Source organism: Pseudomonas neuropathica, assembly GCF_051174785.1.
Lineage (GTDB): Bacteria > Pseudomonadota > Gammaproteobacteria > Pseudomonadales > Pseudomonadaceae > Aquipseudomonas > Aquipseudomonas neuropathica_A.
In genome coordinates this window covers 5,257,800-5,275,819 of sequence record NZ_CP195111.1, presented here as the reverse complement: position 1 = coordinate 5,275,819, position 18,020 = coordinate 5,257,800, and the positions used below count along the sequence as shown (strand labels likewise).

The 18,020-nt window shown below is 57.5% G+C and carries 13 protein-coding genes, 4 tRNA genes and 1 pseudogene; 6 read left to right on the top strand and 12 right to left on the bottom strand.

Annotated elements, in window-relative coordinates:
- Window positions 1–113: 113 nt before the first annotated feature.
- Window positions 114–1,905: pseudogene (locus ACRRSD_RS23900) on the top strand (bifunctional diguanylate cyclase/phosphodiesterase).
- A gap of 13 nt (window positions 1,906–1,918) precedes the next feature.
- Here the strand turns inward: ACRRSD_RS23900 and ACRRSD_RS23895 are convergent.
- The 7 genes from ACRRSD_RS23895 to ACRRSD_RS23865 all read right to left on the bottom strand — a co-directional run bounded on the left by ACRRSD_RS23895 (window position 1,919) and on the right by ACRRSD_RS23865 (window position 10,058).
- A complete protein-coding gene (locus ACRRSD_RS23895) occupies window positions 1,919–2,338 on the bottom strand; it encodes a hypothetical protein (protein ID WP_435035682.1) in 420 nt (139 codons plus the stop codon).
- A complete protein-coding gene (locus tag ACRRSD_RS23890; RefSeq protein ID WP_435035681.1) occupies window positions 2,335–7,119 on the bottom strand; it encodes an RHS repeat-associated core domain-containing protein in 4,785 nt (1,594 codons plus the stop codon). Before ACRRSD_RS23890 ends, ACRRSD_RS23895 begins: the two co-directional genes overlap by 4 nt.
- Before the next feature lie 239 nt (window positions 7,120–7,358).
- Window positions 7,359–7,766 (bottom strand): sel1 repeat family protein, encoded by a 408-nt coding sequence (locus ACRRSD_RS23885; RefSeq protein ID WP_435035680.1) that lies wholly within the window; start codon window positions 7,764–7,766, stop codon window positions 7,359–7,361.
- Window positions 7,767–8,138 (bottom strand): hypothetical protein, encoded by a 372-nt coding sequence (locus ACRRSD_RS23880; RefSeq protein ID WP_003223109.1) that lies wholly within the window; start codon window positions 8,136–8,138, stop codon window positions 7,767–7,769.
- Window positions 8,135–8,476: a helix-turn-helix domain-containing protein gene (locus ACRRSD_RS23875; RefSeq protein ID WP_435035677.1), complete on the bottom strand. Its 342-nt coding sequence runs from the start codon at window positions 8,474–8,476 to the stop codon at window positions 8,135–8,137. Before ACRRSD_RS23875 ends, ACRRSD_RS23880 begins: the two co-directional genes overlap by 4 nt.
- A gap of 112 nt (window positions 8,477–8,588) precedes the next feature.
- On the bottom strand, window positions 8,589–9,044 hold the full coding sequence (locus tag ACRRSD_RS23870; RefSeq protein WP_122597321.1) for a YkvA family protein: 456 nt from the start codon (window positions 9,042–9,044) through the stop codon (window positions 8,589–8,591).
- A 294-nt stretch (window positions 9,045–9,338) separates the two neighbouring features.
- Complete coding sequence (locus ACRRSD_RS23865) at window positions 9,339–10,058, bottom strand: FKBP-type peptidyl-prolyl cis-trans isomerase (protein ID WP_435035675.1); 720 nt, start codon at window positions 10,056–10,058, stop codon at window positions 9,339–9,341.
- Window positions 10,059–10,328: 270 nt separating this feature from the next.
- Between ACRRSD_RS23865 and ACRRSD_RS23860 the strand changes: the two genes are divergently transcribed.
- Both ACRRSD_RS23860 and ACRRSD_RS23855 read left to right on the top strand, forming a co-directional pair.
- Window positions 10,329–12,137 (top strand): di-heme-cytochrome C peroxidase, encoded by a 1,809-nt coding sequence (locus ACRRSD_RS23860; protein WP_435035673.1) that lies wholly within the window; start codon window positions 10,329–10,331, stop codon window positions 12,135–12,137.
- Entirely contained in the window at window positions 12,134–13,297 is a 1,164-nt protein-coding gene (locus tag ACRRSD_RS23855; protein WP_435035672.1) for a catalase family protein, read from the top strand. The genes ACRRSD_RS23860 and ACRRSD_RS23855 overlap by 4 nt, the downstream gene beginning before the upstream one ends.
- Here ACRRSD_RS23855 and ACRRSD_RS23850 read toward each other — a convergent pair whose 3' ends face one another.
- The 5 genes from ACRRSD_RS23850 to ACRRSD_RS23830 form a co-directional block, all read right to left on the bottom strand.
- A complete protein-coding gene (locus ACRRSD_RS23850; RefSeq protein WP_435035671.1) occupies window positions 13,298–14,650 on the bottom strand; it encodes a hypothetical protein in 1,353 nt (450 codons plus the stop codon).
- A 204-nt stretch (window positions 14,651–14,854) separates the two neighbouring features.
- Window positions 14,855–14,931, bottom strand: a tRNA-Asp gene (locus ACRRSD_RS23845).
- 19 nt (window positions 14,932–14,950) lie between these two features.
- Window positions 14,951–15,026: transfer RNA gene (locus ACRRSD_RS23840), tRNA-Val, on the bottom strand.
- A 191-nt stretch (window positions 15,027–15,217) separates the two neighbouring features.
- Window positions 15,218–15,294, bottom strand: a tRNA-Asp gene (locus ACRRSD_RS23835).
- A 19-nt stretch (window positions 15,295–15,313) separates the two neighbouring features.
- Window positions 15,314–15,389, bottom strand: a tRNA-Val gene (locus tag ACRRSD_RS23830).
- A gap of 159 nt (window positions 15,390–15,548) precedes the next feature.
- Between ACRRSD_RS23830 and rdgC the strand changes: the two genes are divergently transcribed.
- The 3 genes from rdgC to sugE all read left to right on the top strand — a co-directional run bounded on the left by rdgC (window position 15,549) and on the right by sugE (window position 18,018).
- The gene (rdgC, locus tag ACRRSD_RS23825) at window positions 15,549–16,469 is read left to right on the top strand and encodes a recombination-associated protein RdgC (RefSeq protein ID WP_007919763.1); all 921 of its coding nucleotides are present in this window, start codon (window positions 15,549–15,551) and stop codon (window positions 16,467–16,469) included.
- Between the two features lie 149 nt (window positions 16,470–16,618).
- A complete protein-coding gene (locus ACRRSD_RS23820; RefSeq protein ID WP_435035669.1) occupies window positions 16,619–17,584 on the top strand; it encodes a bile acid:sodium symporter family protein in 966 nt (321 codons plus the stop codon).
- Between the two features lie 119 nt (window positions 17,585–17,703).
- On the top strand, window positions 17,704–18,018 hold the full coding sequence (gene sugE, locus ACRRSD_RS23815; RefSeq protein ID WP_435035667.1) for a quaternary ammonium compound efflux SMR transporter SugE: 315 nt from the start codon (window positions 17,704–17,706) through the stop codon (window positions 18,016–18,018).
- Window positions 18,019–18,020 lie beyond the last annotated feature (2 nt).

Here is an 18,020-nt window from a genome sequence, read left to right as displayed (position 1 = left end):
ACGATCCCCGGATCGTCATCAAACAGTCATCATTCTGTCGTGCAATAAAGGACTGGGAGCCACTCTCTTCATCGAGAGCGCTCCCAGTCCTTTTTTTATCGCCAGAGATTGCCATGACCACGACCGAACAGCTGAGTGCCTTGAGCTCGATCCTGACTCAAAGCGGATTACACAGCCTGTTCCAACCGATCATCTGCCTCTCGGAACGGCGCATTCTCGGCTACGAAGCCCTCACGCGCGGCCCTTCCAACAGCCCTCTTCACTCGCCCATCGCACTGTTCGCCGTAGCACGACAGGCTGGGCGTTTAAGCGAGCTGGAAATCGCCTGCCGCCAAAGCGCTTGTCGCCGCTTCAACGAGCAACAACTGCCAGGCAAACTGTTCCTCAACGTCTCGCCGGAATCCTTGCTTGAAGCCGCCCATCAACCGGGGCGCACGTTGCAGTTGCTGCAGGATTTCGGCATTCCGCCGAGTCAGGTCGTCATCGAGCTGACCGAACAGACGCCCATCGACGATTTCCAGTTGCTGCAAACCGCCTTGCATCACTATCGGGCGATGGGTTTTTCCATTGCGCTGGATGATCTCGGGGCCGGTTATTCGAGCCTGCGGTTATGGTCCGAACTGCGCCCAGACTACGTGAAGATCGATCGACACTTCATCGACGGCATTCATCAGGACGCGCTGAAGCGCGAGTTCGTCGGCTCGATCCTGCAAATAGCCAAAGCCTCTCGCGCGCAAGTTATCGCCGAAGGCATAGAGCTGGCGGAAGAACTCGCGGTGCTGACGGAAATGGGCGTCGATCTGGTGCAGGGCTACCTACTCGGCCGCCCCCAGGAACACCCACCGCGCGATGCCCGTGCCTTGATGCCCAAACACGACAGCAGCAGCGTTGCGCTGAACGACGAAGGCAGCGACCTCAGCGCCCTGCTCAATGACCAACCAGCCGTGCATCGCGACACTCCCACCGCCACCGTGCTGGAAGCGTTCCGCCGCCAGGCCAACCTCAACTCACTGGCGGTACTCGACGAACAAGGCCAACCCTGCGGCATCGTCCATCGCCACTCGTTATCGGATGCCCTGCTCAAACCCTTCGCCACCGATCTGTTCGCGCGTAAACCGATCAGCCGCCTGATGAACGACGACTTCCTCGCCGTGGAAATGAGCCAGTCGCTGCAACAAGTCAGCCGCCTGATCACCAGCCGCGCCCCGGCAACGTATCGAAGAAGACTTCATCATTACTCTTAACGGCGGCTACCTGGGTCTTGGCCGGGTGATCGATGTACTCAAACTGATCACCGAACTGAAGATCCAACAGGCGCGTTATGCCAACCCGCTGACCCTGCTGCCGGGTAATGTGCCGATTCAGCAATGCCTGACTCGCCTGCTGCAACAAGGCCGCGAGTCGGTCATCTGCTACGTCGACATCGACAGTTTCAAACCCTTCAACGATATCTATGGCTACGGGCGTGGTGATGAAGTTCTGCTGTGCCTGGCGCAATGCCTCAACGAGCGCGTAGATCCGAGCCGCGACTTCGTAGGTCATATTGGCGGCGACGACTTCCTGCTCGTCCTCGGCCCGGAAGACTGGCGCAAACGCCTCAACCAGTTGCTCGACGACTTTCAGAGCCAGTGCCGACGCTTCTATCGCCCTGAACACCTTGAGGATGGCTGCTTCATCGCACCGAATCGCCAGGGGGTGCGGCAGGAGTTTCCGCTCTTGTCACTGTCCATCGGCGTCGTGCATTTACACCCCGAAGCGTGTCCACAGCTCGACGCTAGCCAACTCGCGGAAATGGCGTCGCAGGCGAAGCATCATGCGAAGAATGTTCCGGGGTATAGCGTGCATGTGATTGATAGTCTCGTCTCTGCCGAGCTACATCGATTACAGCTTAGCGTACAACGTTGACTTGATTTTTAGTTTACCAAGCCGATTTATCCTCACTAGCAGCCATCAACAGATCCTCTTTCCAGACTTCTGTCGCTATTTGATAGACATCTTGAAAAAAACCACGTGGACTTTCTAATGAATACCATTCCTCACGCGGCCAACTGCTTGTCTCGCATTCATCTATTTCAAATATAGCTTGAAAATCGAAGCTTGAATCCTTAAGCACCGCTTCTAGATTTTCAATGAGAGCCAGTTTATGCCTATGTGAGAAATAAGGCTGATTCAAGCAATACTTCTTTATTAGCATACTTCTATCAGCTTGATCATTCGGATCATAAGCCTCGAGTTCTACACCTTTGGACTCCTCTCTATCATAAACATCAAATATCCCAACGAACCACATTAAATCAGGTTCAAAGCGTTCATTTAAAAATGGGTCTTTCAGCATCATTTTCCCTCCGCGGGGAAGCCCGTGAAAGGCTCCTGTGTATTCACTTTGTCGAATTTAACCTCAAACCAATTCATATCCTCATTAAGCCCCGGGTTTTGTGCATCTTTTTTATTGGGCCTGTAACCGCGCCCAGCTCCAGGAAGCTCCAATCTAACTATTGGATTTTTCTTCTGATCCTTCCCTGTATGTCTAATCAATCCGTTTTTATCCTTCGTCATCGCTTTATTCAACGCCCCCAAATGCATACGCCAACTATGAAACTGAGAGCTTGGATTACCTTTGGCACCTTTCGGGACCTCACCGGTATGAGGATCTGCTCCATTGATCGCTCGCTGTTTGAGAGCTGGATCAGAAATTTCCGAACTATGTTTTTTCACAGTGTGCATGTCGTAAATTTTTTCATACTCACTAACACGCCGCTTTGCATTTCCTTCGGCTAGTTCATCAATCCTCGCTCTACGCTCCTGCGCCGTCATTTTCGGCAGCGCTGGCTCACCCTCATCAACCTTAGCCCCACCAATCCCACCCGGCACCTCACACCCAGGCTTATTCGGCGGCGGACAATTGGAGGTCAACCCCAACGGATCCACCCACCCCGTCGGATTCGGCACGTACTGGTACTGATTCAACCCACCGGCCAACTTGATCGGATCCGGCGTCAGATATCGCCCCAGCCTCGGGTCGTAATACCGATGTCGGTTGTAATGCAGGCCGCTTTCGCCGTCGAAGTACTGTCCCTGAAAGCGCAGCGGCTGGTTCAGGTAGTCCTCGCCGGCGAGGGTCAGCGTGGCGACTTTGCCGTAGGCGTCGTATTGCGCTGACCAGACGATGTCGCCGCTGTAGTCGGTGAGTTCCTGCGGGGTGCCGAGGTGGTCGAGTTGGTAGTAGAACGGGCAGGCCTTTTTCGGGCCTTTGCCGTCGAGCAGTGCCAGCGGGCGGAAGGTGCCGGGTTCGTAGACGTAGCTGCGGTATTCGTTTTCGCTGCTTTCGGCGACGAGGTGGTCGCCTTGCCAGAAGAACTCGGTGGTCTCGCCGTTGATGGTTTTGCTGATGCGTCGACCGAAAGCGTCGTACTTGTAAGAGGCGGTCTGGCCGTCCGGGCGGGTCAGGCCGATCAGGCGGTGCTGGCTGTCGTAGCGGTATTCGGTGACGAGGGTCTGCGCGCGGCCACGACGTTCGCGGATCAGGTTGCCGAAGGCGTCGTAGTCGTAATGACGATCGCCCTGCATCAGCAGGCGATTGCCCTTGATCTGACTCGGGCCGGGGCGGTCCTGCATCAGCAGGTTGCCGGCCGGGTCGTGGGCGAAGCTTTCCGGCAGTTCGTCGCGTGAGTGGCGTACGCGGATCAGCCGGTCGAGGGCGTCGTAGCCGTAGGTGCGCTGGCCGTGGCGAGTGTCGGCGATGTGCGCGAGATTGCCGTTGGCGCTGTAGGCATAATCACGGCGGTACAAGGCATCGCGCTGATGGCCTACGGCGTGGGCGAGTAATCGTCCCTGATCGTCGTAGGAATATTCGCTGAGCAGCAGGCCCTGCTGACGTTGTTGTTCGCGACCGGACTTATAGACGTGACGGGTCAGCGGCGTGCCGTTGAGGTCGATGTCGGTCAGCGCGCCACCCTTGGCGTGGCGGTAGTCGAGCACGCTGTTGTCCGGCATACGCATGCGCTTGAGCTGGCCGCAGGCGTCGTAGCGGTAGCGCAGGGTGCCCCAGCCTTGATGCTCGGTGATCAAGCGGTTCTGGCGGTCGTACTCGAAGGCCAGCGGGTGTTGCTGGCCGTCGTCGACCCCAATCAAACGACCGAGTCGGTCGTATTGGTAGGTGACCTTGATGCCGTCGGGCAGGGTCTTGATTAACAGGCGCCCGGCAGCATCTCTTGCATATCCAGTAATCAGCGTCGAGCCGTCATCACCGAACTCGGTCTTCTCCAGCAGATGCCCGTTGAGGTCGTAGGCGTACGCCGTGCGCCGGCCGTCAAAACCGCTTTCCTGACGGATCAGCCCGGTCGGTGTGTAATCCAGCCGGTACTTTTCCCCCGATTCGTTTTCAATCTCGGTGAGCAGCAGTTGCGCATGGTCGTAGCGGTACTGCACCCGTGTGCCGTCGGGGTTGATCCGCCGCGAAACCAGGTGCAGATCGTCGTCGTACTCGTAGCGGGTGATGCGCCCGAGTTCATCGCGCTCGGCGGTGACCTGACCGTAGGCGCCGTAGCTGTAAGCACGGGTATTGCCGGTAGGAGATGTCGTCTGGATCAGTCGGCCAACGGCGTCCCAATGCTGACGGGTGACCGCACCGTGTTCGTCGGCGGTCGTGGTCCGCCGCCCCAACGCATCGTAAGAAAAGCGCCGTACGCCACCGTCGGGCAAGGTCTCTTCAATGAGTTGGCCAAGACTGTTCCAGACCAAGCGATGCCGGCTGCTGTCCGGGTAGCGGATCGACAGCAACTGGCCACGGGTGTCGTAGTAGTAATGGGTGACCTGACCGTCGGGATCGACCGCTTCGGTGACATCGCCCTCGGCATTGCGCCGGTAGATCCACACGGCATCACCGCGCGAACGGCGGTGCAGGAAACCGTTGCGATACTCGTAGGACGTGGGCGCGTCATCCGGCGGAATCAGCGCCACCAGCCGTCCGACTTCGTCGTAGCGGTATTCGGTGACGGCGCCCAAGGCATCCTGCTCGGCGATCAAGCGCCCCGAAGAGTCATAGGCCTTGAGCTGTTCGCCGCCATCCGCCGAGACTTTACGCACGAGCCGCGCACGTTCGTCGTGGACGTAAACCTCTTCGGTGCCATCGACGTAATGCACTGCGACACTGCCGTCGTCGTTCCAGACGTAGCGCGTGTCCATCTGCGAGAACGATGCCCAGTGCCTGACACACCGAGCGGCTTTCCCCGAGCGCTCCCACTCCCAGAAGAAACTCGCGCCACCGGCCATCTGCCGCTGCAGAATCACGTGAGCGTCGTCGTAGTCGTAACGCTCGCTGTCGCCGACGGCGTTAGTGGCTTCGATCAGCTGCTGATAAGCGTCGTAGCGGTAACTGACCAGCGCTTGCTCGGTACTCCAGGCACCGTCGCGAAACACCTGATAATCAACACCCAGCAACTGCGCCCGGTCATAGCGCAACAACAGCGAACGCCCGGCGCCATTGTCCAGTCGCTGCACCCGGTCAGACCGATCGCGCTGCAGCGTCAGACGATTGCCGTAGGCATCGCTGATCGCCGCCAACCGTCCCGCACGAAAGTGATAAAACCGCGCCGTTTCCCCGGCCAGCGCGAGGATCAGCTCTTCCGGCTCATCGCCAAGAAAAATCGCCGCTCGCGACAGACTGTTGTGAATCGCCGGTCGCTCAATACTCGGCAACGGAAACCGCGTACGCCGGTTTTCGTGATCGACCCAAACAACCTCATCAGCGAAAAACTCCAGCCGATGCGCCAGCGAATGGCTCCAGCCAAAGCCCAGCCCAACATCGATTTCGACGGCGCTCGAGCGATACAACCGGGTGAACTCAAACGGCAACACGCCATCGAGCAGCGCATCGTTCAGAGTCAGCAGCTCTTCACCGGTGACCATTGATACCGGGCAGCCATTGGTGCAGGTGAAGGGCACGCAATCGGCGCTGTCGCCGTTAGGATTTTTCGCCTGATCCGGCGAGTCGTCGTGATGCTCGTCTTTCTTCAACAAGGTGTTGCGCTGCGCATCCCAGCGCAATTGCATGCGGCCCTTTTTCACCCCGGCGGCGATGCCTCGGGCGGCAACGGTTTTGTATTGATCGACGTACTTGATGAACCCTTCGACGATGCCGAACATCGCCTTCACCAAACGCTTCAGCGCCGACAGCAATTGAACAGCGCGGTCCGCCAGACGCAGCGTCAGATAAGCGATGCCTGCGCCACCACTGACAAACGTCAAAACGACGCTGATCAACACATCGATCAGCAACTGCACCATCATCATCGATGCAGCTTCAGCGGTTTTGCCGGCGACTTCACTGGGTGGCAGCATCTCCAGCCAAAGGCTGGCGGTGCGCAGCAATAAACACAGTGCAGCTTCGTCACTGACCAGCAATTGAAGCTTTTCCATGACATCGGGGGCAGTCGCTGCCAGCGCCATCAACTGTGTGGCGCCCTCACCCAGCCGCTCGGCGAACGCTCCGGGATCCTTGAGAATGTCCGACAGCAGGCCAATGCTTTCCCACACCCCCTCGATCGCCGCCCAGCTCCCGGCGAGCATGCCGTTGCCTGCCGCCGTCGCCACCGACTGCGACCACTGCGGCTTGAAACCCTTCCATTCACTGCGCAGCCAGCCATCCAGCTCAGCGGTCAGGCCGTCATAGGCTTTGAAAAGATCCTCGACCTGATCCGGAGTGACCTCGCTGTGCACCAGCACCCGATAGAACTTTCCAGGTATTCCTTTGAATGAACCCTTGCCTTGCGCATCAAGGGTGATGGGGGTGGTTGCGCCACCGTCCATGGCGATCACATCGACCACGATGTTGCCGAGTGGAATGTCGTACACCGACTCGAATTTGCTTTCGATCAGCATCAACCCGCCCTTCGGGCACTGGACGACGCCGGAGAAAAATTCGTTGTCGGCGCTGCTGACGGCAGTGCTATCGGAGCCGAAGCGAATGATCCGCTCCATGCCCATCAGCGACGGCAAATCTGCGGCGTGGCTGACCTTGTCCGCCGCTCGACTGGCCCAATGCTTGAGCTGCTCACGGTAAAGGCTGAGGGTGGCGGGAAAGCTGTCGAGTGCTTGCTCGATGCGGGTGACGGCTTCCATCAACGCACGCGGGTGGGCGAAGTGGACTGAATAAGCGGATCAAACATGAGCGTTCCCTCGCGCAAAAATTAGGCGCGGGAACTGTGCGGGGGATCAATCAGGAAAGAAGTCAGGCAAGTAGGCGATGACCGTAGGAATTGTCTGTAAAAAATCGCCAATAGATAAACAAGCGCGCAAAAACGCAAACGCGGCGTGAGGAAAACCTCACGCCGCGTTTATCAGGAAGGACACAAATGGATTTACTGAGTTGAATCCCGAGCACTTAACTCTTTCAATTTAAGCTCAGCCAACGGGTGCCCGGCTTTGACAGCCATGCCCCACCAGCGAGCTGCTTCGACAGGGTCCGGCGGTTTGCTCGGCGTTCCGGCCAAACTGATCACGCCGACCTGATAAGCTGCTTTGCCATCGCCAGCGAGCGCCGCCAGCCGCAACAGACGCACACCTTCTTCACGTGCCCCAAGGCCGACACCACGAAAGGTCAGGATGTGCCCATAGAAGCTCTGCGCACCGACATCGCCAAGGTTGGCCATGCGCGCAAACTGCCCTTCGAGCCAGCGCCAGCCGCGCGGTTGGCGAACAAACCATGACCAGTGAAACAGCCTGCGGGCCAGCCAGTAACTGGCCCGCGCCTTGAGTCGTAAAAACACTCAGGCCTCCGCCGATTCCGGGTACTCGTATTCAAAAACGCGGACGACTTCCGAAGCATGCCAAGAGGCTGCAGCAACACCATCGGACGGCCCGGAAAAGCGCCCCAGACGTTCAACGCACTCAAAAAAACCGGTGCGCGGCAGGCGACTGGCGCCTTGGCTGATCACCAGCGAGCTGCGCAAAGGTTGTTCGGCCTTGGCATCCAGCGCGGCCAGATGCTCAAGCGCGGCGGTCAAGGTTTGCATGGCCGGTGTCGGCAATTGCAACCGCTCGAGCAAGGCCCGATAAGTCAGCAGATGGCGCTGACGGCGCGCCTGATCCAGTTCCCCGAGCAATCCGTCCCAATGTTGACGACTGATGCGTACGCTCACGATTCATCCCTCCACCCTGGCACCGTCAGTTCCCAGGCCAGACTGCGGCGAATCGCGGCGTCGGGCTGACGCTCGCCACTTTCGATCATGGCCAGATAAGACGGGCTGATGCCTACCGTGCGGGCCAGCGCCTCAATGGCGATGCCCTTCCCTTCGCGCAAACTGCGTAGTTGATCCAGGCCTGGAAGAATCGGGTCTGGTGTGGCCGCGAGCGGCGTGGCTGCCGCACGCGACGGTGTTTCATTGAGGCCTGCAGCTTTTAGTAGAGCCTGATACTGAGCCCATGGCAGAACCGCGTATTCGGGTTCGCCATCGCGTGCAATTATCTGAATATCCATGACTACCCCGTAGGACAACAACACTTAGCGAGTCGGCACTTTTCCCTGGAAGTGTAATCCTAACAGCGGCCAAGGTCGCGGGGGGTATCTATCTGTAAGAGGGGTTTGATAATCAGGACTTTTTCGGTCCCTGAAGTTGCAATTGTTCGGGGGTATCCGGCAGGCGTTCGACGACGGCCAGTTTTTCCGGCTGCTGGCGGTTGCGCCAGAGGCGGAAGGCATTGAGTTCATCGTCGAGGGTTTTCATCAGCCAGGCGAGAACCGCGATGTCGTCGAGCATGCCGAACACGGGAATGAAATCGGGAATCGCATCGACCGGACTGAGGAAGTACATCAACCCCGCGACGACCGAAATCAACGCTTTGCCACTGATTGCCCGATACTCGCCGCGCCAATAGGCCAGGCACAATGCCTGGAGTAAACGTAAATCGTCCTTGAGTTTACCGAGGCGATTGCCTTGTGCAGCGCCTTTGCTGGCGACCGCAAATAATAAGGTCGGTAAGCGACCGCGTGCCAGCAGGCGGCCGGCAAGGGGCAGGAATCGAGCGAAATTCCACGGAGCTTTCATCTATTCCTCCCGTTGAAATGTTATCCACACAAATTGTGGATAACCTTGTGAACAGAGCTGCATTTCAGCGCTGAAAGCCCCGTTTCATAAGGGCTGCGCTCAGATCGGGCGTTTTTTACTCACATAAAAAACCCCAATATTTCATTGACTTGGCTGCTCAGGGCGGCTAGCGCGGGCTGCCTCAATGGCTATGACTCTTGCGACCGCCATCGGTTCGCTCTGTTTACCCTTGCCAGACTCCAGATGCAACAACGCCCCGCATAAGCGAGGCGTTGTTGTTGAAACCGTAACTGCTTACTTGGCAGCAGCGGCGTCTTCTTTGGCTGGATCCTTGATGGCCAGCAGTTCCAGGTCGAAGACCAGAACCGAGTTGGCCGGGATTGCCGGGCTTGGCGACTGAGCGCCGTAAGCCAGATCGCTAGGGATGTACAGTTTGTACTTCTCCCCAACGTGCATCAGCTGCAGACCTTCAACCCAACCCGGAATCACGCCGCTCACCGGCAGATCGATCGGGCTGCCGCGCTCGACGGAGCTGTCGAATACGGTGCCGTTGGTCAGCTTGCCGGTGTAGTGAACAGTCACTACGTCAGTCGGCTTAGGCTGTGGGCCGTCGGCTTTCTTGACCACTTCGTATTGCAGACCCGAAGCGGTGGTTGTCACACCAGCCTTCTTGCCGTTTTCTTCGAGGAACTTCTTGCCGGCAGCTGCCGACTCTTCGCTCACCTTGGCCATACGCTCTTCAGCACGCTTTTGCAGCGCGGAGAAGGCTTCGACCAGTTCTTCATCTTTCAGCTTCTGTTCTTTCTTGCCGACGGCATCTTCAATGCCCTGGGCTACCGCTTTGGAGTCCAGATCATCCATGCCTTCCTGAGCCAGGCTCTTGCCCATGTTCAGGCCGATACCGTAGGAAGCTTTTTGCGCCGGGGTTTTCAGCTCTACGCTGGTCTGCGAATCACAACCCGCAAGTACCAGGCTAACCAGGGCTACCGCCGCCGCCAACCGATGCTGTTTCATGCTATTTCCTTGTTCATGCGCCGAAAGGGCAATCGAGTAAAGCCGCGAGCTTATCAGGCCGCCACGACCAATGGCTACCGGCATGAGAGCAGGAATCTTCCGATAAGTTCAGGGATTAAAACGCATTGAGGCGAAGCGACGATGAAGCTTCTGTCATCTGGTCCCGACAACGACTGGCGTCTCTGCTTGCATCATCTGGCGTAATGGCCACTTGCTGCATCGGGTCTGGCTCAGGCATAACAGCGGAACAATTCGACAAGGATGTTTATCTTGCGCCTTTTATTCCGTGTGCTGACCCTGATCGTCGTGCTGCTGGGACTCGTGCTTGCAACGGTTCTGTATTACGTCGTCAACCCGAAATTGCCCTTCTACACCCCCGCCGAGCGGGTGCATTACCTCGATCAGTGGAGCGAAGAAGAGCGGCAAACCTACTATTTCACGCCCCAAGGTACACAGGTCAAAGGCCTGCGCTATGAGTGGTTCCAGGCGTTGGAGTTGCCCTTCTCGGCGCAACGTTTCGCCTCGCCCGAGTACCTCGCGCGCTTTGGTTTTCTGATCGATCCGCAGCAGACAGCCACAGCGAACAACCCCGGCAACCTCCCTGTCGGTTTTGCCCGCCATCAGAATCCCGGCAACTCCGAGCAATATCTGGACATCACTTGCGCCGCTTGCCACACCGGCGAATTGCGCTTCAAAGGCCAGGCCCTGCGGATTGACGGCGGTACTGCGCAACATGTGCTGCCTTCCAGTGTTCCTACTTTGCGCGGCGGCAGTTTCGGACAGGCTTTGGTGGCAAGTCTGACCTCGACTTACTACAACCCATGGAAATTCGAACGTTTTGCCAGAACCGTGCTGGGCGACGAGTACGGCGCGCACCACGAGCAATTACGCAAAGACTTCAAAACTTCTCTGAATACATTCCTCAAGGTCGCCTGGAACGACACCCATCGCGGCCTCTACCCGACCGAAGAAGGTCCCGGCCGCGCCGATGCCTTCGGACGCATTGCCAATGCGACATTTGGCGATGCAATTTCCCCCGCCAACTACCGCGTGGCCAATGCCCCGGTGGATTACCCGCAGCTCTGGGACATGTGGACGTTCGATTGGGTGCAGTGGAACGGCTCGGCACAGCAACCGATGGCGCGCAATATTGGCGAGGCGCTGGGCGTCGGCGCCACCCTGAGTTTTTTCGATGGCAACGGTCAGCCGCTGCAAGGCGACGCTCGCTATGCCTCCAGCGTGCGCGTACGTGATCTGCACAAGATCGAAGAAACCCTGCAAAAGCTCAAACCACCCACTTGGCCAGAAGATCTGTTTGGCGCCGTCGACAAGCCCCTGGCGGCTAAGGGGCGCTCGTTGTTTGCCGAGAATTGCGCCGGTTGCCACGTTCCGCGTCAGACTCAGGAAGGTGAGCGCTGGGTGCAGCATCTACACATGCTACCGGTTGATGTCATCGGTACCGACCCGACCGCCGCCAACAATATCGCCAGCCACCGTTTCGATCTGACAGCCCTGCAATGGGATCTGAAAGAACTGGAAAAAATGGACGTCAAACTTCACCCCAAGCCCAAGGAACCAGTGGATCTGAGCCAGTTGTCAGTGGCCAAGGGGCTGGCTTACGTCACCGCTTTTGTCGAAGACCGCGCCTACCGCGAAGCCAACGTCACGCCACAGGAAAAACCACAGCTGGACGGTTTCGGCCTGCCGATCGGCGTGCGCGAAAAAGTCGCCTACAAGGCCCGCCCGCTGGCCGGTATCTGGGCCACCGCGCCGTTTTTGCACAACGGCTCGGTGCCGAGCATCTATCAGTTGCTGTCGCCGCAGGATGAGCGCGTTACCAGCTTCTTCAAAGGCACCTTCGAATACGATCCGCGACATCTGGGCTATCGCACCGAAGCGTTTACCAATGGCTTCCTGTTCGACACGCGTATCACTGGCAACCACAACAGCGGTCATGAGTTTCGTGCCGGCGAACGCGGCAACGGCGTGATTGGTCGGCTATTGCAACCCGAAGAACGCTGGGCACTTCTTGAGTACCTGAAAGTCCTCGGCGGCCCACTGGAGGCGCAACTGCCATGATCTCGACCTTCAAGAAAGAATTGCCGCTTTTGGCCAGAATCTGGTTGTGGCTTGGACGTGTGCTTGGCAAAGCCCTGCTGATAATGGTCGCTATCGGCCTGCTTGGCTGGGGCATTGCCACGGCATGGTTTGCCTGGCAACACCGTGGCCCGGTTTCAGCGCTGGAGCAGATTCCGCCCGATGAAGCCGCGATGACTCGGGACGTGATCCAGACCGCCGTGCGCATCGTCGATCAGCATCGCGAAGGCACACGCTATTTGCGTGATGCTCATGCCAAGGCTCATGGCTGCGTAAAGGCCCAGGTGCAGGTTCTGCCGGAATTGGCGCAGTCGCTGCGACAAGGCGTGTTCAGTGAGCCCGGCAAAACCTGGCAGGCGATGATTCGCCTGTCCAATGGCAATGCCTACCCACAATTCGACAGCATCCGCGACGCCAGGGGCATGGCGATCAAACTGCTGGACGTTTCGGGAAAACAACTGCTCGGCACCCGCCAGGCACAGCGTGAGCAGGATTTCGTGATGTTCAGCCACCCGAACTTCTTTGTCAGCGATGTCGCCGAGTACCGTCAGAATGTGGCGGCGCAGGCTGACGGCAAGAAGGTTATGGCGTTTTTCCCTGGATGGGACCCGCGCAGCTGGCAGATCCGCCATTTGTTGATTGCGCTGGCAACCTTGTCGCCGCCGCCGGATAGCCCGACAGCGACGACTTACTTTTCGGTTTCGCCCTACAAATTCGGTGAGGCGAACGCAAAGTTTCGCATAGCACCTGATCCGGATAACTGCCCCGCTTACACATTGCCTAAACAGAATCACGATCTGCCGAACTTCCTGCGCAGCGCGTTGAATCAACAGCTGTCAACAGATCGCGTGCCCGCCTGCTTCGTGCTGCAGATTCAGCGTCAGGATGCCCATAAATACATGCCGATCGAAGACACCAGCATCGAATGGCGCGAGCAGGATTCACCCTTCGAAACCGTCGCGCGGATCACCTTGCCACCGCAGGATTTCGATAACCCGGCGTTGAATCTGCAATGCGACAACCTGTCGTTCAATCCTTGGTTTGGCATTGAAGCGCACCGCCCAATCGGCGGGATCAATCGGTTGCGCAAAGCGGTTTACGAGGCGGTCAGTGATTATCGTCACCAGCGTAATGACAAATGATCACTGCGCCGGCTCGGCAGACGGCCTGATCCGGCCGACATCCGGCCATGTTTTGCTCGGCAAGAGCACGCTCAGGTTTCCGGCTGCCGCTACTTTGTCGACAAACATCTGTGTGGTGATTTCACCCGAGACCAACTTCCGCTCAAAGTCCGCCGTCAACTCAACAATCAACGATCTGACTGGAATATCGGGTTGTGAAAAGCTCAAGACCGCCTCATCAGGCGTGATCATGAACAAGTGATGCTGAGGAGCCGCGACCAATCGATTCAGTCCGATTTTCATATCGGCAGGGGAAAAAAAGTTCTTGAAGAGTTCGGTATCCGCTGCAGGTAAATGGTCTGGAAGCGATGGTTTGCTCGAATGGTAGAAACCATAGACCCGGAAGTCCTCGGGAAGCTGGACGTTGCCATGCTGATCCTTGGGAAAGACCCTGGGCAAGTCAAAGTTGACGTACTCGCTGTGTTCGGCAGCGGTGGCAATAAACTCATCACGGGAGGCATGTTTGAGAACAATGCCGGCATATTGCCCGGCCAGTGAATTGTGCTGCCTCATACACCAATAAGACGCAACGCCCGCAATGTCATGGAAAACAGGACTGAAAACCGGCATCAACTCAACCGACGTATTCCTTGTCTTGTTATTCGGGTCGATATCCCATTTCCAACTGGCTTTCAGTGCGCCACGGCGGGACCACATCGCGTCTTCGACCACGCCTTTGACCACCATCTTGAGTTCACCGGCCCCGATAGCCAGCAGAATCCAGATGCTGGCCGGAAAAGCGCCTCTTTCATACAAGCGCTGAAAAAAACTGGCACTTTTGTCTGTATTTTTCGCAATCTGTCGGGCCAATTCAGATTCAAAGTCTGATGCGTTTGAAGTGTATGAAACAAGACCGTCCTTGCCTGTGGACAGATAGCACCTGGAGTACTGGCGCCGTGGGTTCATTACGCTCCACAGATCGGCCCAAGAAAAAAAGCGATTGCGATAAGACAACTCCACCGGGATCTCATTTATGCCGCCCTCTGCGCGTGGATGTAAATGGAAACTGGCGGCGACGGTATATCCGACAGGAACGCACAATTGCCCCCTCGCACACTTGGACACGAAGAGTGAATCTTCGAGTGAGGCGCTGTCGTTACTCACTTCCGGTGCGTCTGATTTCAAGAACTCGGCACAAACATACCGTCCCTGGCTATTTTTCAGGATAAACCAGAGAACCTCGGTGTTTGCCTCGAACTTCATGCCATGAAGAAAGGCGGCGGCGTCATCACACTCAAGAAACGACGGTTTGCGGGCCAGAAACGTTAGGTCCACCGAATTTTCGGCAGGTTTTGCTGGAAGGGAATCACTCATGAATTCTGTCTCTCGGTAGGCAATTGAACGGGTTCATGACGCGAAATGAGTCATGAACAACGTTGCTATTGTCCGAAAGCGACTTGGCTGGCAGGCACTACATAGATATATGCAGCGAAAAATACTCAAACGCCAGACAGCAAAAAGCCCGCACAAGGCGGGCTTTCTGTGGAATCTGGCGTTCAGTGTTCCAGATTCCGAATATGGCGCAGCGGACGGGACTCGAACCCGCGACCCCCGGCGTGACAGGCCGGTATTCTAACCGACTGAACTACCGCTGCGCGAAACGCTTGAAACGAATGGTGGGTGATGACGGGATCGAACCGCCGACATTCTGCTTGTAAGGCAGACGCTCTCCCAGCTGAGCTAATCACCCTTCGCTTCGTTACGGGACGCATTATGCCACAAGTTTTCGTAAAGTGTTGATTTAATTGAAGTTTTTTTCAAATAAATCCGAAAACCGGTACAACGACACATCCCGCGGGTACAACCTTGGAGCAGAAAAAAACCCGCCTTGGCGGGTTTTTCCGTGGCGACCTGGCGTTCAGTGTTCCAGGTTACCGAATATGGCGCAGCGGACGGGACTCGAACCCGCGACCCCCGGCGTGACAGGCCGGTATTCTAACCGACTGAACTACCGCTGCGCTAAACACTTGAAACGAATGGTGGGTGATGACGGGATCGAACCGCCGACATTCTGCTTGTAAGGCAGACGCTCTCCCAGCTGAGCTAATCACCCTTCGCTTCGGTGTGGCGCGCATTCTACGGAGCGACCCAACCTCTGGCAAGCACTTTTTTAAATAATTTTCTCAGGCCTTCCAAAGGCTTAGAGAAGGGTTGGCCTATGGGACGGCGAAGACAATAATGCCCCCCTTTGTATAAAGGAGAGACTCACCCCATGTGGTTCAAAAACCTGCTTATCTATCGCCTGACCCAAGACCTGCCTGTCGATGCCGAGGCGTTGGAAACTGCACTGGCCACCAAACTGGCGCGTCCATGTGCAAGCCAGGAGTTGACCACCTACGGTTTCGTCGCGCCGTTCGGCAAAGGCGAAGATGCTCCACTGGTGCACGTCAGCGGCGACTTCCTGCTGATTTCCGCGCGTAAAGAAGAACGTATTCTGCCAGGCAGCGTTGTGCGTGACGCGGTCAAGGAAAAGGTCGAAGAGATCGAAGCCGAGCAGATGCGCAAGGTCTACAAGAAGGAACGCGATCAGATCAAGGATGAAATCATCCAGGCGTTCCTGCCGCGCGCCTTCATTCGTCGCTCGTCGACCTTCGCCGCCATCGCGCCGAAACAGGGCCTGATCCTGGTCAACTCGGCCAGCCCGAAACGTGCTGAAGACCTGCTGTCGACCCTGCGTGAAGTGATCGGCACCCTGCCGGTCCGTCCGCTGACGGTAAAAATGTCGCCAACCGCGACCATGACCGAATGGGTCACCACACAGAAAGCCGCCGACGACTTCTATGTACTGGACGAGTGCGAACTGCGCGACACCCACGAAGACGGCGGTATCGTGCGTTGCAAGCGTCAGGACCTGACCAGCGAAGAAATCCAGCTGCACCTGAGCACCGGCAAAGTGGTTACGCAGTTGTCGCTGGCCTGGCAGGACAAGCTGTCGTTCATGCTCGACGACAAGATGACTGTCAAACGTCTGAAGTTCGAAGATCTGTTGCAGGATCAGGCGGAACAGGACGGTGGTGATGAGGCGCTGGGGCAACTGGATGCCAGCTTCACCCTGATGATGCTGACCTTTGGCGACTTCTTGCCGGCGCTGGTGGAAGCGTTGGGTGGCGAAGAGACTCCGCAAGGAATCTAAAGCCTGGCGAGTTTCAAAACTGTGGGAGCGAGCCTGCTCGCGAAGGCAAAGTGACAGTTAACATTAATGTGTCTGGCACGCCGCTTTCGCGAGCAGGCTCGCCCCCACAATTGTTTTTGTGGTGTTCATTTAATAATAAGGATCAGGCCATGCGCGCACTGGCTGCACTGAGCCGCTTTGTCGGCAATACCTTCGCTTACTGGGTTCTGATTTTCGCGGTGATTGCGTTCCTGCAACCGGCGTGGTTCCTCGGACTGAAAAGCGCGATTGTACCGTTGCTCGGGCTTGTCATGTTCGGCATGGGCCTGACCCTCAAACTCGACGACTTCGCTGCCGTTGCCCGCCATCCGTGGCGTGTGGCGCTGGGCGTGGTTGCACATTTCGTGATCATGCCCGGTGTGGCATGGTTGCTCTGCCAGGTTTTTCATCTGCCGCCGGAAATCGCCGTCGGGGTCATTCTGGTCGGCTGCTGCCCAAGCGGCACGTCGTCCAACGTGATGACCTGGCTGGCCCGGGGTGATCTGGCGTTGTCGGTGGCCATTGCTGCCGTCACCACCCTCCTCGCCCCGCTGCTGACCCCGGCGCTGATCTGGCTGCTGGCCTCGGCGTGGCTGCCGGTGTCGTTCATGGAGCTGTTCTGGTCAATCCTGCAAGTGGTATTGCTGCCGATCATTCTCGGCGTAGTTGCCCAGCGTTTGCTCGGCGACAAAGTGCGCCATGCGGTAGATGTGTTGCCACTGGTGTCGGTGGTCAGCATCGTGATCATCGTCACCGCCGTGGTGGCTGCCAGTCAGGCGAAAATCGCCGAGTCCGGTCTGCTGATCATGGCTGTGGTGATGCTGCACAACAGCTTCGGTTATCTGCTGGGCTACTTCACCGGACGCCTGTTCAAGCTGCCGCTGGCCCAGCGCAAGTCGCTGGCACTGGAAGTGGGCATGCAGAATTCGGGATTGGGCGCTGCGTTGGCCAGCGCGCATTTTTCGCCATTGGCAGCGGTGCCGAGCGCGCTGTTCAGCGTCTGGCACAATATTTCCGGCGCACTGCTGTCGACGTATTTCCGGCGCATGAGTGAAAAGGAAGATCGCGAGACACTGTCACAACAAGCGGCCGACTGAGGCGCAAACTTGATCCCCGGGTTAATGCTGGTCAAACTAGCGCGCAACGCGGGGACGACCCTGCGGCTCGATCGAGTCATTAATCTGGGGACGACCCCGTCAATCGATGGAGGTCTTGCATGTCCTGGATCATTCTGTTTTTCGCCGGCCTGTTCGAAGTCGGCTGGGCCGTCGGCCTGAAATACACTGACGGTTTTTCCCGCCCGCTACCCACCGTACTGACCATTGCGGCCATGGCCATCAGCCTTGGCCTGCTGGGCCTCGCGATGAAGGAATTGCCGTTGGGCACGGCCTATGCAATCTGGACCGGTGTCGGCGCGGTAGGCACGGTGATTGCCGGGATCATCCTGTTTGGCGAGTCGATGGCGTTGATTCGGCTGGCCAGTGTGGCACTGATCATTACCGGGTTGATTGGCCTCAAAGTCAGCGCTTGAAC